11 protein-coding genes and 1 pseudogene are annotated in these 13,412 nt (G+C 62.0%); 5 read left to right on the top strand and 7 right to left on the bottom strand.

Translation table 11 applies throughout. The features are described 5' to 3' along the window. Window positions 1–8 precede the first annotated feature (8 nt). On the top strand, window positions 9–1,475 hold the full coding sequence (locus ACFE72_RS01160; RefSeq protein WP_375411206.1) for an ATP-binding protein: 1,467 nt from the start codon (window positions 9–11) through the stop codon (window positions 1,473–1,475). Then, window positions 1,472–4,435: a bifunctional [glutamine synthetase] adenylyltransferase/[glutamine synthetase]-adenylyl-L-tyrosine phosphorylase gene (locus ACFE72_RS01155; protein ID WP_375411205.1), complete on the top strand. Its 2,964-nt coding sequence runs from the start codon at window positions 1,472–1,474 to the stop codon at window positions 4,433–4,435. Before ACFE72_RS01160 ends, ACFE72_RS01155 begins: the two co-directional genes overlap by 4 nt. Window positions 4,436–4,467: 32 nt before the next feature. On the opposite strand, the gene ACFE72_RS01150 is transcribed toward ACFE72_RS01155, so the two are convergent. From ACFE72_RS01150 to ACFE72_RS01125, 6 genes and pseudogenes are all read right to left on the bottom strand, one after another. Beyond that, window positions 4,468–5,469, bottom strand: a complete 1,002-nt coding sequence (locus ACFE72_RS01150) for a radical SAM protein (protein ID WP_375411204.1) — start codon at window positions 5,467–5,469, stop codon at window positions 4,468–4,470. Beyond that, window positions 5,442–6,494 (bottom strand): radical SAM protein, encoded by a 1,053-nt coding sequence (locus ACFE72_RS01145; protein ID WP_375411203.1) that lies wholly within the window; start codon window positions 6,492–6,494, stop codon window positions 5,442–5,444. Before ACFE72_RS01145 ends, ACFE72_RS01150 begins: the two co-directional genes overlap by 28 nt. A gap of 12 nt (window positions 6,495–6,506) precedes the next feature. Next, window positions 6,507–6,695, bottom strand: coding sequence for a hypothetical protein (locus tag ACFE72_RS01140; RefSeq protein WP_375411202.1), 189 nt, complete (start codon window positions 6,693–6,695; stop codon window positions 6,507–6,509). Window positions 6,696–6,799: 104 nt separating this feature from the next. Next, on the bottom strand, window positions 6,800–7,855 hold the full coding sequence (locus ACFE72_RS01135; RefSeq protein ID WP_375411201.1) for a methyltransferase domain-containing protein: 1,056 nt from the start codon (window positions 7,853–7,855) through the stop codon (window positions 6,800–6,802). Next, on the bottom strand, window positions 7,821–8,540 hold the full coding sequence (locus ACFE72_RS01130; protein ID WP_375411200.1) for a class I SAM-dependent methyltransferase: 720 nt from the start codon (window positions 8,538–8,540) through the stop codon (window positions 7,821–7,823). Before ACFE72_RS01130 ends, ACFE72_RS01135 begins: the two co-directional genes overlap by 35 nt. Further along, window positions 8,537–8,755, bottom strand: a pseudogene (locus tag ACFE72_RS01125) (hypothetical protein); the annotation flags it as partial. The gene ACFE72_RS01130 and the pseudogene ACFE72_RS01125, both read right to left, overlap by 4 nt. Before the next feature lie 108 nt (window positions 8,756–8,863). Here ACFE72_RS01125 and ACFE72_RS01120 point away from each other — a divergent pair. Together ACFE72_RS01120 and ACFE72_RS01115 are read left to right on the top strand one after the other, a co-directional pair. Then, window positions 8,864–9,769, top strand: a complete 906-nt coding sequence (locus ACFE72_RS01120) for a class I SAM-dependent methyltransferase (RefSeq protein ID WP_375411199.1) — start codon at window positions 8,864–8,866, stop codon at window positions 9,767–9,769. A gap of 320 nt (window positions 9,770–10,089) precedes the next feature. Continuing rightward, window positions 10,090–10,443 (top strand): hypothetical protein, encoded by a 354-nt coding sequence (locus ACFE72_RS01115; RefSeq protein WP_375411198.1) that lies wholly within the window; start codon window positions 10,090–10,092, stop codon window positions 10,441–10,443. Here ACFE72_RS01115 and ACFE72_RS01110 read toward each other — a convergent pair. After that, window positions 10,430–11,926 (bottom strand): aldehyde dehydrogenase family protein, encoded by a 1,497-nt coding sequence (locus ACFE72_RS01110; RefSeq protein WP_375411197.1) that lies wholly within the window; start codon window positions 11,924–11,926, stop codon window positions 10,430–10,432. The two genes, ACFE72_RS01115 and ACFE72_RS01110, sit on opposite strands and share 14 nt — an antisense overlap. Window positions 11,927–12,129: 203 nt before the next feature. Between ACFE72_RS01110 and ACFE72_RS01105 the strand changes: the two genes are divergently transcribed. Further along, on the top strand, window positions 12,130–13,398 hold the full coding sequence (locus tag ACFE72_RS01105; protein WP_375411196.1) for a PQQ-dependent sugar dehydrogenase: 1,269 nt from the start codon (window positions 12,130–12,132) through the stop codon (window positions 13,396–13,398). The last annotated feature ends 14 nt before the right edge of the window (window positions 13,399–13,412 follow it).

The raw sequence follows: 13,412 nt of genomic DNA, 5'->3' as shown, positions 1-13,412 counted from the left end.
TGTAGAGCGTGACGGCATTCGGCAAGCTGATCCGCACCACGGCGTTTCGGCTGACGCTGGTCTATCTGTTGCTGTTTGCGCTGTTTGCGGCCTCGCTGCTCGGCTATTTCGCCTGGAATACCCGGCGGCTGATCAACGAACAGATCATCACCACGGTGAACAACGAAACCGACGAGATCAGCAACATCTTTGCGCGGCGCGGCCTGCGCGCGTTGGTGGGTACCATCGGGAACCGGGCGTTGCGCCCCGGCGCCAACCTCTACCTCGTCGTGACCATGCCGAACGGACAGGCCATCGCCGGCAACGTCGACTCGCTGACGCCCGGCGTGATGGCGACCACCGGCTGGTCGGAAACCTCGTATCGACGGCTCGACGACCAGGACAACGCCGATCATCGCGCGCTGGTCAATGTCACCGAATTGACCAGCGGCTTTCGGCTCCTGATCGGACGCGATCTCGAGGAGCGGCGGCGGCTGTTCGGCATCGTCGCCAAGGCGGCGCAATGGTCGGTGCTGATCGTGGTGGTGCTCGGGCTTGGCGGCGGCATCTTCGTGGCGCGGCGCGTGCTGCGGCGGATCGACGCCATGACCGGCACCACCCGGCGCATCATGGCCGGCGACCTTTCAGGGCGGCTTCCAATAGGGCGCAGCGGCGACGAGCTCGACCGCCTCGCCGAAAATCTTAATGCCATGCTGGAGCGCATCGAGACCCTGATGGTGGGCCTGAAGGAGGTCTCCGACAACATCGCACATGACCTGAAGACGCCGCTGACGCGTCTGCGCAACCGCGCCGAGGAGGCGCTGGCGAAGTCCAACAACGAGGGCGAATATCGCGCGGCGCTGGAGCGCACCATCGAGGAGTCGGACGGGCTGATCCGAACCTTCAACGCCCTATTGATGATCGCGCGCGCCGAGTCCGGGCAGGCGCGCGGCAACATGAACGATTTCGACGCTGCCGACGTGGCGCGCGGCATTCACGAACTCTACGAGCCATTGGCGGAAGACAATGGCCTCGTCCTGCAGGTCAAAACCGAGCCGGCGCCGCTGCATGGCAATCGCGAGCTGATCAGCCAGGCGCTGGCGAACCTGGTCGAGAATGCGATCAAATACGGCCAGCCGGCGGCGCTGCAGCCGTTGAGTGCCGACGCCGCCGCGGGCGATGACGCCAAACGCGTCTTGATCGAATCCCGCCGCGACGGCGATCAGGTGCTGCTCAGCGTCATCGACCGCGGTCCCGGCATTCCCGAAGCCGATCGCGGCCACGCGGTGGAGCGGTTTGTCCGGCTGGAAGCGAGCCGCACCCAGCCCGGTTCCGGCCTGGGTTTGAGCCTCGCATCGGCGGTGGCGACACTGCATGGCGGCGCATTGAAGCTCGGCGACGCCCATCCGGGATTGAGTGCGACACTGGCGCTGCCGGCCGCCGTCTGCGGGAGGGTTGCGGTTCAAACGCCGGATATGCCACAGAAGGTGGCATGACCTCATCCGCGAAGGGCTGCGCGGACCGACATCGTCTGGCCGCGCGGTTTGTGGACGGACCGCATCTGTTCGCGCCCACTGAAGCCAGACAACGCCTCGAAGGCTGGTTCGCCGACCTTGCTCCGGAGCAAGCGAGCGCGATCCGGCGCCTTGCCGAGCAGTTTCCGCGCCTCCAGGCCATTCTTGAAGGCGTTGCCGAAGCCTCGCCGTATCTGTTCGACCTGATGCGCGCCGACGCCGCGCGGCTGATCCGGCTGCTGCAATGCGAACCGGAATCCCATCTCGCCGCGTTGATCGAACAAACCTGCCTTGCCGCCGGCGCCGCCGCCACCGAGGCCGAGGTGATGCAGCGGCTTCGCGGCATGAAATCCGAAGCCGCGCTCTTGATCGCGCTGTGCGACATCGGCGGGGTCTGGGCGGTGATGCGCGTTACCGCAGGCTTGACCGATCTCGCGGTGGCCTCGGTGCAGTCGGCGCTGCGCTATCTGCTGCGGCAGGAGAGCGCGCGCGGCCGGCTCAAGCCGCCCGATGCCGATCGCCCCGAGGAGGGCAGCGGCCTGGTCGTGCTCGCCATGGGCAAGATGGGCGCGGGCGAACTGAATTATTCCAGCGACATCGATCTGATCGTGTTCTTTGATGCCGCAGCACGGACGCTGGCGCGCGATATCGAGCCGCAGCCTTTTTTCGTGCGGGTCACGCAAGGCCTGGCGCGGCTGCTGCAGCAGCGCACCGGCGACGGCTATGTGTTTCGCGTCGACCTGCGGCTGCGGCCGGATCCAGCCTCAACCCAGGTGGCGATCTCGACCGAAGCCGCACTTTATTATTACGAACGGGAAGGACGGACCTGGGAACGCGCCGCCATGATCAAGGCGCGCCCTTGCGCCGGCGACGCTGCGGCGGGCGAGGCGGTGCTTGCCGATATCGCGCCGTTCGTCTGGCGCAAGCATCTGGATTTTGCGGCACTGGCCGACGTCCACGACATGAAGCGACGGATGCAGACGTTTCGCGGACAAAGCGAGATTTCCGTCGAAGGCCATAATGTCAAGGTCGGACGCGGCGGCATCCGCGAGATCGAATTTTTCGCACAGACCCAGCAGTTGATTGCGGGCGGACGGCATCCGGAGCTGCGGGCGCGGCCGACGCTGGACGCATTGCAGCTTCTGGCATCCAGCAACTGGATCACATTTGCCGCGCGTGACGAGCTGACGCTGGCTTACGAATTCCTGCGCCGGGTCGAGCACCGGCTGCAGATGATCGCGGACGAGCAAACCCACACGCTACCCGAACAGGTCGAGGCGGTGGAGCGCTTCGCGCGCTTCTTCAGCTACGATAGCCGCGACGCGTTCGCCAAGGACCTGCTCGGCCACCTCAATGTCGTGCGCGGCCATTACGAGAAACTGTTCGAGGGCGACCCGGCCGGCACCGTAAAGCTGCCGGCGCTCGATTACGGCGCGGGTCCGGCCGACAAGCGCCTGCTCGAACTGCTGGCCACGCTCGGCTTCAAGAAACCGGTCATGGTGGCGGAGACCGTGCGGCAATGGATCACGGGCGACACCCGCGTGCTGCGCGTGCAGGCGACGCGCAACGCATTCCTGGAGTTCATTCCAACGTTGATCGAGGGTCTGGCGCATGCCGAAGAGCCCGACAACGCCGTGGTTGCGTTCGATCGCTTCCTGCAGGCGCTGCAGCGCGGCGGGCGGCTGATCTCGCTGCTCAGCCAGAATCGCGATCTGGTGGCGCTGGTGGCGCTGGTATTGGGCGCGGCGCCCCGCCTCGGCGACATGCTGGCGCGACAGCCGCAACTGATGGACGGGTTGATCGATCCGCGTTTCTTCGGCGCGATGCCGGATAAAAGCGAACTGTCGGCCCGGCTGACCGCCACGCTCAAGGACGCCAATTCCTACGAAGAGTTTCTCGATCGGTTGCGGCTGTTCGGCCAGGAAAGCCTGTTTCTGATCGGCGCGCGGATCCTTTCCGGCACGGTTTCGGCGCAGCATGCCAGCGTCGCTTTTGCGGATGCCGCCGAAGGCATCGTCGACACCGTGCACGGCCTGGTTACCGGGCAGTTCGCCGCCCAGCACGGCAGAATCAAGGTGCAGGAAACCGCGATCCTGGCGATGGGAAAGCTCGGCAGCCGCGAAATGACGGCGTCGTCCGATCTCGATCTCATTTTGATCTACGATTTCGATCACGACCATCCGGATTCCGACGGCGCCCGCCCGCTGCAGGGCGCGCAGTATTTCGCGCGGCTGACGCAGCGGCTGATCAGCGCCTTCACCACCCGGACCAATTACGGCGTGCTCTACGAGGTGGACATGAGATTGCGGCCCTCGGGCCGCGCCGGCCCGCTGGCCTCGCGCATCGATTCCTTCGCGGAATATCAGGACCGCGAGGCCTGGACCTGGGAGCACATGGCATTGACCCGCGCGCGGGTGATTTCAGCCTCGCCGCAATTCCGCAGTCGGATCGAAGCCGTCGTTCGCGAGGTCTTGATGCGGCCGCGCGATCCCGGCGTTATCGCCAGCGACGTCGCCGAGATGCGCCGCGCCATCGCGCTGGAGAAAGGCGAGGCCGACATATGGGATCTGAAATATGCCGCCGGCGGCATGATCGATATCGAGTTCGTCGCCCAGTATCTGCAACTCGTTCACGCCGCGGCACAGCCCGGAATTCTCGATGTCGGCACCGTTCATGTGCTCGACCACGCCGCGCGGCTCGGCGTATTGCCGCAATCGGCGGTCGAGGTGCTGCGCCCGGCGGCGCGGCTCTATCACGACCTCACGCAAATCCTGAGGCTTTGCGTGAGCGGCAGATTCAAGCCGGAAACGGCGGGCGAAGACCTGTTGCGGGTGATGGCGCGCGCCGGCGACGCGCCGGATTTTTCCTCGCTTGAAGCAAGGGTGCGCGAGACCCAAGGCGAGGTAAGGCGGGTGTTTCGCGAGGTGATCGGCGCAATTTGAACGCGAACTGACGTCCAGCAGCCGCGGATGAATCAGTTCAACGGGATCGGTTCGATAATTCCCTCGAGGCTGCCGAATTTGTCAACAAAGGCCGAGCCCGGACAGAGGTCGTGAAAGAAACAGCGCCGGCAGGGCTTTGGAAAATGCAACGGGCTTGGCAGCGCCAGCCGGGCGATGAAGCTGCGGCCGGGGCTTGCAGGGTGGTGCATCAGTTCGAATTCTCCCTTTGCGGCCGTCGGCGTGTAGTTCAGGCTCAGTTTTCTCAGGCGCGGATCCAGGCAGAACGGCATGTTGTTCAAATGCAGGGCGGGGCCTGCCGCCGCGGCGCGGTCGATCAGTTCGGTGACGCTGTTCTTCAACTGCGCCAGATCAGGCAGCTGCTGCGCCGTTCCCCAGCCCCTCAGGATCATCAGCGCGACGTGATGTCCCTTGACGCCGAGCTTGCCGCATAGATCGTGGATTGCGGTCAACTGGCTGACATTCGTCGCCGAGACCACCGTAATGACGTTCACCTCGGATTTCGTCAGGCCGGCGAGATTGGAAATTCCCCTGACGGTGTCCTCAAAACTTCCGGGGACACGCGTGATGGTGTCGTGGACGGCGGCATCCGCGCCGTGCAGCGAGACAATATAGTTGAGGCGGCTTCCGGGCGAGAATTGCGCGCAATACGTCGGATCGCGGTATCGGCGCCCATGGGTCTCGATGGTGATGTCAAATCCGAGCCAGAGCGATTCCACGACAATCTGAAGAAAATCGTCACGCGCCGATATTTCGCCGCCGGTGAAGATGACGGATTTGACCCCGCGGCGTTTGCACCATCGCAGCGTCGCGAGCCAGGCGGCGGTCGAGTTGTCGCCGGTGTTGCCGGCCGTGTGCCCGCGCCAGCCGCAGTGACCGCAGGCCAGTTCGCAGCTGTCGTGAAACAGGCTGACGCGTTCGACTTTCAGGCCCCCGGTCAGATCGTCGAGAGCCGTGATGGCATTTTGCCGGGCAGGGATCGGTGCGGCTATTGAGCCGTGGCCGGCAAACGGCATGTTGCCTGCTCCAAGGGGCGCGGCCTTATCCGGGGCGCGCCGAATTGACGAACGTAACGCGATTGAAGGCCGGTGCAGTATTCGTGGTGGGCACAACCGAAACATTCGGCGGCCTGAATCCGGGCGCTGTCGGAATGCTCCGCGTCGATCATGAAGTCGGCCTGGTTCCTGAAGCGCCATTCCACCGACGATTCGACGTTGGATTTCAGGAGACAGATCGGAAACAGCTCGGTCCCGATCGGAACGGTCGTCGCCATCGCGAACAGCTCGTCCAGCCGGTCAATTCCCTGCTCGAGCGATACCAGCGAATCGGAATTCCGCAATGCAGCGCGCTGGATGATGGGATAGGTTACCCGGTATTCGACGACCGCCGGTGCAAATGGAAGCGTCTGAAGATAGATCTGCTTCAATTCGTCGACGTTGCTCTTGTTCAGCACGGTATTGACGACCATCGAAACGCCCAGCGAGGCCAGGTTGGCGATCCCCTGCCAGGTTTCCATTGTGCCGTCATAGCCCATGAATTCATTGTTGGATTCCGCAGATGCGCCGTGCATCGAAATCTGCGCGCTGGTGAGACCCGCGCGCACCAGCCGCTCGGCATAATCCCGGTCCGCGAATTTTCGGCCATGCGTGTAGAGATGGATGCGCTTGAATCCGAGGCGCTTTGCTTCGACGAATATATCGGGCAAGTCGTGGCGAAGGGTAGGCTCGCCGCCGCTGAAGCCGATCCGGCCGCCGACCGACTGACGCCGCCCCTCTCGCATCTGAGCGAAAACGACATCGACCGGCTTCAACTTGGTTGAAAGGCCGTCGATATGGCAAAGCTTGCATCGCGCGTCGCAAGCATAGTTCAGAATGAGCCAGACGTCCTCGAGCGAGGCAGGCTTGTTGAGGGATGATGGCGGCTGCGGCGTCAGCCAGGTGCGCTGAACGCTTTTCGCCTCAACGACGCCTTGCGTATCAACTTCAGCAAATGCTTCGCGACCAGGGGGAGCTGTACGACCGACCTGCGCCCACGTCGTCATCGCGCGGCGGCCTCACCAGCTCATTTTCGCCCAAGAACCAACCGCTTCCTGTTTTCCGGCCTGATCGCCCTCGAAGTGTTGCAGGGCCGATTGCAGGTCGCTCGCCTTGAGCATGTGGTCTTCGGCCATTCCAACCGGGATTTCGTAGAATGTTCCGTGGACGTCACGCACCAGAACGCAATTTTTCTCATTATCAGCCATAGCGGCCTCCGAGACTATGCAATGCGGGAATTATCATTGTGCATTTTTTAGGTGTCAAGCCATATCGCCGGCGGCCGCCGCCCGACAACGGTCGCCGCGATGTTCTAGTCCTGGCGAAGGTCGGGCTTTCTCGCTTCGATCAGCATCGGCGGAATGAATTTTTTGCGGATAAATCCGGCCTCGCCCAGGTGACCGAACAGTTCTGCCGGCGTGTAGACCCGGCCGTCGGGCGTCGTGACGTAGAACTGGAAGTCGAGCAGCAGCGGCAGTGTTTCGCTGCAGCGGGCGTCATCCGCCAGCGGCCCGAACAGGACAAGGCGGCCGCCGTTTCTCAGCGACCGAAACAGCCGGCGAAGCAGTTCGTTCGCGGCCTCAGGGCCGAAGTAGTTGATCACCGATCCCAGGAATATCGTGTCGTACGCGTCCCGCTCCGGGGTGAAGTCCTCGATTTCGCTTGCGGCGAAATCGACGCGGTCGGCGATGCCTAATTGACGGGCAATATTCTCGGCGACCTCGATCGCGCTTTTCCGGTCGACCAGTTGCATCCGCAGATGCTTGAGCCTGGATGGCAGCATCAGGGTGCGAATACCCGCACCGCAGCCCAGGTCCAGCAGCCTGTGCTGCGGTCCGGTGACGAATTCGTTCAACCCAAGCCGCGCCCAGATGCCGCTAAAGCTCGCAGCCAGTGACTGCCGCCAAGTCATCAACGCATTTTTTGCGTCGGACGGCTCGGCAATGGCGAGACGCCGATCGCCGTGACGGATGATTTCGGCGACTCCGCCGCGAGCCGCCGTTCGGGAAGCCGGACTGCGGTAATAGTCCGGCGTGGCTGCCGGCGATTGCCGCGCCAGGAAGGCGCTTGCGGCATCGGACAGACGATAGCGCCCGTCCTGTTTTCCGAGCAGGCGCTGCCCGCACAGCGCATCGAGCAATGCCGCCAGTGCCGCCGGCGCGCATTTCAATTCCCGCCCGAGGTCATCGAGCGTTTTGGGGCCGCCGTAAAGCGCCGAAAAGACGTCCAGCTCGATGGCCGTGTCCAACAGGATGGTTCGCCAGGTCCCCCATTGAATGTCGTCCAATATGCCGGGGCCGTGGGCCTGCGTTACATCCTGATTTCCGGACACGTCAAACCCGAGCTGTTTTGGCGACAAGCCGGACATAGGATGGATCGTCGGACTGCGGCGCGGCCGTGGGCTGGAAGCCCACCGAGGTCAAAAGCTCCCTCATCTCCCCGACCGAATAAAGATAGCGAGACAGCGGGTAGGTCGGAGCGTCCTCCTCGCTGATGGTGTAGACAGCATTTCGATAATGGAGTTTTGGCCGGACGCGCTGCATGCGGCTTGTCATATCGTACTGCCATCGCAGCCGAAACGAGAAATTTGCGTCCTCATCGATCCATGTTCCTGCCGGATGCTCCGGCTGTTCCGGCCAATCCAGATAGAGCTGTCCTGAATCCCGGAGCAGCTTCCGGCATGCGGCCAGCAAGGCGCGATCGAGGTTGCGATCGTAGCCGACGACATCGACGAGAAGGCAGACATCGAATTGCGAACGCCGTTCGGGCCGGTCCGCGACCAGGCACGCGTCGGCATATTCGACCTCGATGCTGGCCTCGGCCTTTCCGACGCGGCGCGAATCGATCCCGGTGTATCGTGCTCCCAGGCGGCTTAGGAAGTAACCGATATCGGCCGACCCGCAGCCGACATCGACTACCGTCAAACCGGCGACGCCGCCCAGCATCTCAGCGACCATATCAGCAAACGCAGCCCGGTTCGCATCGGGTTTGCCCGCAAGGCCGCGCGCCTCGCGCAGCGTGTCGAAAAACTTCACGATGCCGAGACGAATCAAACGATTGCCTCGATCCAGCCGAGGTCCCGCATCATCGTCATCAAATGTCCAGGTTTCCCTCGCATTTCCAGCTTCTCGGTCAGGCTGCCCAAAATGCCCTTGGACAGGAAAATGATGAAAGCCACCAACAGCACGCCGTACACGAGATTCTCCCAACCAAACGCTTTTGTTCCAAAACCGATACGCACGATTTCCGCCAGCAGGATGGTAATGACCGGCTTTGGCAAACGGGTTGGCGTTGCGGGCCAGGGAAGAAGGTAAAGGCCTCTAGCCCAGAGTCGTGCGCCCTGCTACTTTCGCGCCCTAATGCAGGGAGCGTATCAGTGGATCTGGATGAGACCGAGAAAGTCAACAATATTTGGGGGAAGCCGCGAACGGCTATCGACCAGAAAAATCACTGGCTCAACCACCCCGTTTCCAGCGCTCACCGTAACAGGCGTCTTTCAGGCGATGCCGAAATAGACGTTCTCGATTATTGGGCGAAGAAGTTTTTCAAACCTCCGCTCGAATCTGTTCTGTCGGTCGGTTGCGGCTTTGGCCACTTCGAACGACAGATCGCGCGCCGCAGCTACGCCAGACACGTTTTAGGAATCGACATTAGCTTAGATGCCGTATCGAAAGGCAACGCTATCTCGGAAGAGGAAGGGCTTGCAGTCACTCTCGTTGCCGGCGATCTCAACGCCTACGGATTCGGCAACGAGCAATACGATGCGATTTTCGGCATAGGATCGGTCCATCACATCTTCCACCTCGAGGAGCTCTTTAAAAACTGTCGGCGCATTTTGAAGCCTGGCGGGCTTTTGTTTCTGGACGAATATATAGGACCGTCGCGGTTCCAAGTTTCCGATGTCGCGCTCGACGCGATGAATGCCGTCTTGGACATCCTGCCGGACAGGCTCCAGCTGTTGCTCGGAATTGATCCGGTGATGCCCCGAAAGCGGCTCTATCGCATGCCGATGTCATGGTTTGATGAGAATGATCCCTCGGAGTCCGTGCGCTCGGCTGAAATTGTGAGCGTGTTGAAGTATCACTTCGACATCATCGATTTTCGACCCTATGGCGGGGCATTGTCTCATTTGCTCTTTTCTGGAATCGCGGCCAATTTCGATGAGACCAATGAAGACGACGTTGCAATCATGAAGCTCATCCTGCTGCTCGAAGATCAGCTCGAGCAACACAAGGTCATCGGCTCTGACTTTGCCGCTATTGTCGCAAGGCCAAAGGAATAGAAAGCCGCTTGAGGCCTCGCAACCGTTCAACTGGCTCGTCGATCGCCGCGATCAGCGGCATGCAAATCAGGCCTGTCAAAACGACAGTGGGGCAAATAGAGGAAGCTTGGGGAATTGCGTGGCGAGAATGCCGACCTCAGAAAATGCGTCAGGTAGGCCGGATAACTGAACCTGCCGATCCACCCATCAACTTTCATGAGCGACGGAATCCTGACGTTATAGAGGGCGATAACGGCGATGCCAGCCGGCACGAGGCTTAATATGTCGATCTCATTATGACCGAGTGATCGCCGATCGATACGCCGTGCGCAGCCACGGCCATGCTGACCAGCAAGCCGAGCGTACTGAATATCAGCGCGCCAGCAATAGATATGCCCGAAAATGTACCGCGTGACGATATTGGGCGATCAGTCCACCTAACGCGAACGGAAGAAAAGCTCCCGTCACCGGGAAATAAAGATCGGCAAGATTTCCGGCTGTCGCTGGCCGATGTCAAGCGGCCAGCCGATGCCTGGAGCAGCGCCGAGCCAACGCTGCCAGCGGGCATATTGCGCAATGCAGTCGCGTCGACAGATGTTTGTGTCACCATCTGTCTGCAACCGTTCGTCATTGCCGGGCTAGGCGTTCAGGCCGGGGACATCGCCGGCAGATGTTCGATGCCTAGCCCGTCTTGATCCATACCGCCTTGACGTTGAGATACTCCTCGACGTGCTGCTTGCCGGACTCGCGGCCGTAGCCGCTCATCTTGTAGCCGCCGAACGGTACCGCAGGGTCCATGGCCTGATAGCAGTTGACCCAGACCGAACCGGCACGGAGCGCCTTCGCCACCCGGTGCGCCTTGCTGACGTCGCGGGTCCAGACTCCGCTGCCCAAGCCGAACGTCGTCGCATTGGCACGCTGGATCAGTTCGTCGGGCTCGGTGAACGAAATCGCCGAAATCACCGGCCCGAAGATTTCCTCCTGCGCGATCCGCATGGTGTCCTGAACATCGGCGAACACCGTCGGCGGCACGAAGTAACCCTTCGACAGCGCGCCTTCGGTGAGCCGGGCACCGCCGGCCAGGGCCTTTGCGCCTTCTTTAGCGCCGACGTCGAGGTAGCTGGTGACGCGATCGAGCTGCTGTTCGGAGACCAGCGGCCCGATCTGCGTGCTGGGGTCGAGACCGTTGCCGACTTTGAGCTTCCTGCCGTAGTCGGCAACGCGGCCGACGAACTCGTCGTAGACCTTGTGCTCGACGAACAGCCGCGTGCCCGCGCTGCAGATCTGGCCGGAGTTCGCGAACACCGCCATTGCCGCGCCGGGCACGGCCTGATCGAGATCGGCGTCGGCAAACACAATATCCGGCGATTTGCCGCCGAGTTCCAGCGATACGCGCTTGAGGTTTCCAGCCGACGCCCGGATGATGGATTGGCCGGTCACATGCGAGCCGGTGAAGGCGACCTTGTCGACGCCGGGATGGGAGGCAAGGGCTGCGCCCGCGGTTTCGCCATAGCCCGGCACCACGTTGACGACGCCCGGCGGCACACCCGCTTCCATGCACAGCTCGGCAAGCCGCAGCGAGGTCAGCGGCGCTTCTTCGGCCGGCTTCAGGACTACCGTGCAGCCCGTCGCAATCGCCGGACCGATCTTCCAGACACTGGCACCGAGCGGTCCGTTCCACGGAATGATGGCGCCGACCACGCCGACGGGCTCCTTGAGCGTATATGAGAAAATATCGCCGGGAAGCGAGTTCTCGATAGTTTCGCCGTGCAGCGCGGTCGCTTGTCCGGCATAGTATCGCAGCATGCCGAGCACCCGCAGCTTGTTGCCGCGGGTACGGCTGATCGGCGCGCCCATATCGAGCGTGTCCAGTTGCGACAGTTCTTCGAAGTTTTTCTCGACCAGGTCGGCTAATCTGAGCAGCAGGGCCTGCCGCTCGAACGGCTTGACCTTGCTCCACGGTCCTTCGAAGGCGCGCCGCGCCGCCGCAACCGCGCGGTTGATGTCTTCGGCATCACCTTCCGCAACGGTGGCAAGCAGTTCGCCGGTAGCGGGATTATGGGTGTCGAACCGTTTGCCGGATGCCGCGTCTTCCCACTTGCCGTCGATCAGCATCTTCTTGTAGGAGCCGTCCGCATAGGGGTGACGGGCGATTGGAATCGGCTGCGCTATGTTCATGACGTCATGCTCCCGTTGTCATCGATCGCTACATCGACCGTTATGTTCGAAAATCTATAGGGTGAGCATCGCAGCGTAAAGCCGACCGGCGACCGGCGGAACGGTTGCCATTTGACAATCTTACCCGCACGCGCATTGATAGCCGAACTCCCCAGCGGCGGGCGGGTCGCCCGTTAGAATTGGGGCATCCCAGGGAGGCACCGATGAAACTTCATTTGCAAGTCACGATGGCTGCACTGACGCTGGCTGCCTGGCCGGCGCTCGGCCAGCCCGCCGCACCGGCGCCGAGCGCGCTCGACACATTGGGCGCCATGCGCCCGACCGGCAGCACCGCCGACTGGCCGGAGATTTCACAAACCGGTGCGAAGGCCGAACAGGTCAAACAGAATCTCGCCAAGATCAAGATGCCGCCGGGATTCCACATCTCGCTCTATGCCTTGGTGCCGGACGCCCGCCATATCGCCGTCGGCCCGCAGGGCGTCGCGACCTTCGTCGGCACGCGCAAGTCGAAAGTCTGGGTGGTCACCGACCGCTCCCGCGGCGGCGTCGGCGACGAGGTCAAGGAGTTCGCGCCCACCTTGCCGAAGAAAATTCCGAATGGCGGATGCTTTTCGAAGGACGGCTTCCTCTACATCGCCGAGCAGAACCGCGTCCTGGAATATCCAGCGGCCGAATTTTTCTATGAAAGTCCAGATGTGGTGGCCGGCGTCGTCGTGGCCGAAGGCGGCCTCATTCCAAAATCCGAGGAAAGCTATAACCACACCGCGCGGGTCTGCAGGGTCGGCCCGGACAACAAGCTCTATATCCAGCTCGGCCAGCCCTACAACGTGCCGTCAAAGGAAAAAAACGATCTATACCGCAAGCTCGGCATCGGCGGAATTATCCGTATGGATCGCGACGGCAAGAACCGCGAGGTCTACGCCGTCGGACTGCGCAATCCGGTCGGCATGGATTTCAATCCGAACGACAAGTCGCTCTGGACCAACGATAACCAGGTCGATGGCATGGGCGACGAGCAGCCGCCGGGCGAGATGAACCGCATCACCGACGCGGGCCAGGATTTTGGCTTTCCCTGGTATGGCGGCGGGCGTACGCGAACCAATGAATACAAGAACGATACCCCGCCCGCCAACGCGGTTTTCCCCGAAGTGGAGCAGGCCGCGCATGCCGCGGACCTCGGTCTGATCTTCTACACCGGCAACATGTTTCCGAAGAAATACCAGGGCGCCGTTTTTTCCACGCAGCATGGCTCATGGAATCGAACCACGCCGGTCGGGGCCCGGGTGATGGTGACGTTCCTCAAGGACGACGGCCATGCCGCCGGAAAATCGGAACCGTTCGCCGAAGGCTGGAACGACAATGGCTATTACCTCGGTCGTCCTGTCGATGTCGCGCAGTTGGCCGATGGTTCGCTGCTGGTTTCGGACGATCTGGTGGGAGCGCTCTATCGCATCTGGTACGACGGCAAGTAACGTCCTGTAGTTCC

Source organism: uncultured Bradyrhizobium sp. (genome assembly GCF_964252615.1).
GTDB lineage: Bacteria > Pseudomonadota > Alphaproteobacteria > Rhizobiales > Xanthobacteraceae > Bradyrhizobium.
This window is presented reverse-complemented; position numbering and strand designations above follow the sequence as displayed.

What these genes read in the sequence shown, in the direction of transcription:
- ACFE72_RS01140 (WP_375411202.1), bottom strand. Translation starts at nt 6,695, where the DNA reads ATGGCTGATAATGAGAAAAATTGCGTTCTGGTGCGTGACGTCCACGGA.
- ACFE72_RS01105 (WP_375411196.1), top strand. Translation starts at nt 12,130, where the DNA reads ATGAAACTTCATTTGCAAGTCACGATGGCTGCACTGACGCTGGCTGCC.
- ACFE72_RS01110 (WP_375411197.1), bottom strand. Translation starts at nt 11,926, where the DNA reads ATGAACATAGCGCAGCCGATTCCAATCGCCCGTCACCCCTATGCGGAC.
- ACFE72_RS01145 (WP_375411203.1), bottom strand. Translation starts at nt 6,494, where the DNA reads ATGACGACGTGGGCGCAGGTCGGTCGTACAGCTCCCCCTGGTCGCGAA.
- ACFE72_RS01115 (WP_375411198.1), top strand. Translation starts at nt 10,090, where the DNA reads ATGCTGACCAGCAAGCCGAGCGTACTGAATATCAGCGCGCCAGCAATA.
- ACFE72_RS01155 (WP_375411205.1), top strand. Translation starts at nt 1,472, where the DNA reads ATGACCTCATCCGCGAAGGGCTGCGCGGACCGACATCGTCTGGCCGCG.
- ACFE72_RS01150 (WP_375411204.1), bottom strand. Translation starts at nt 5,469, where the DNA reads ATGCCGTTTGCCGGCCACGGCTCAATAGCCGCACCGATCCCTGCCCGG.
- ACFE72_RS01135 (WP_375411201.1), bottom strand. Translation starts at nt 7,855, where the DNA reads ATGTCCGGCTTGTCGCCAAAACAGCTCGGGTTTGACGTGTCCGGAAAT.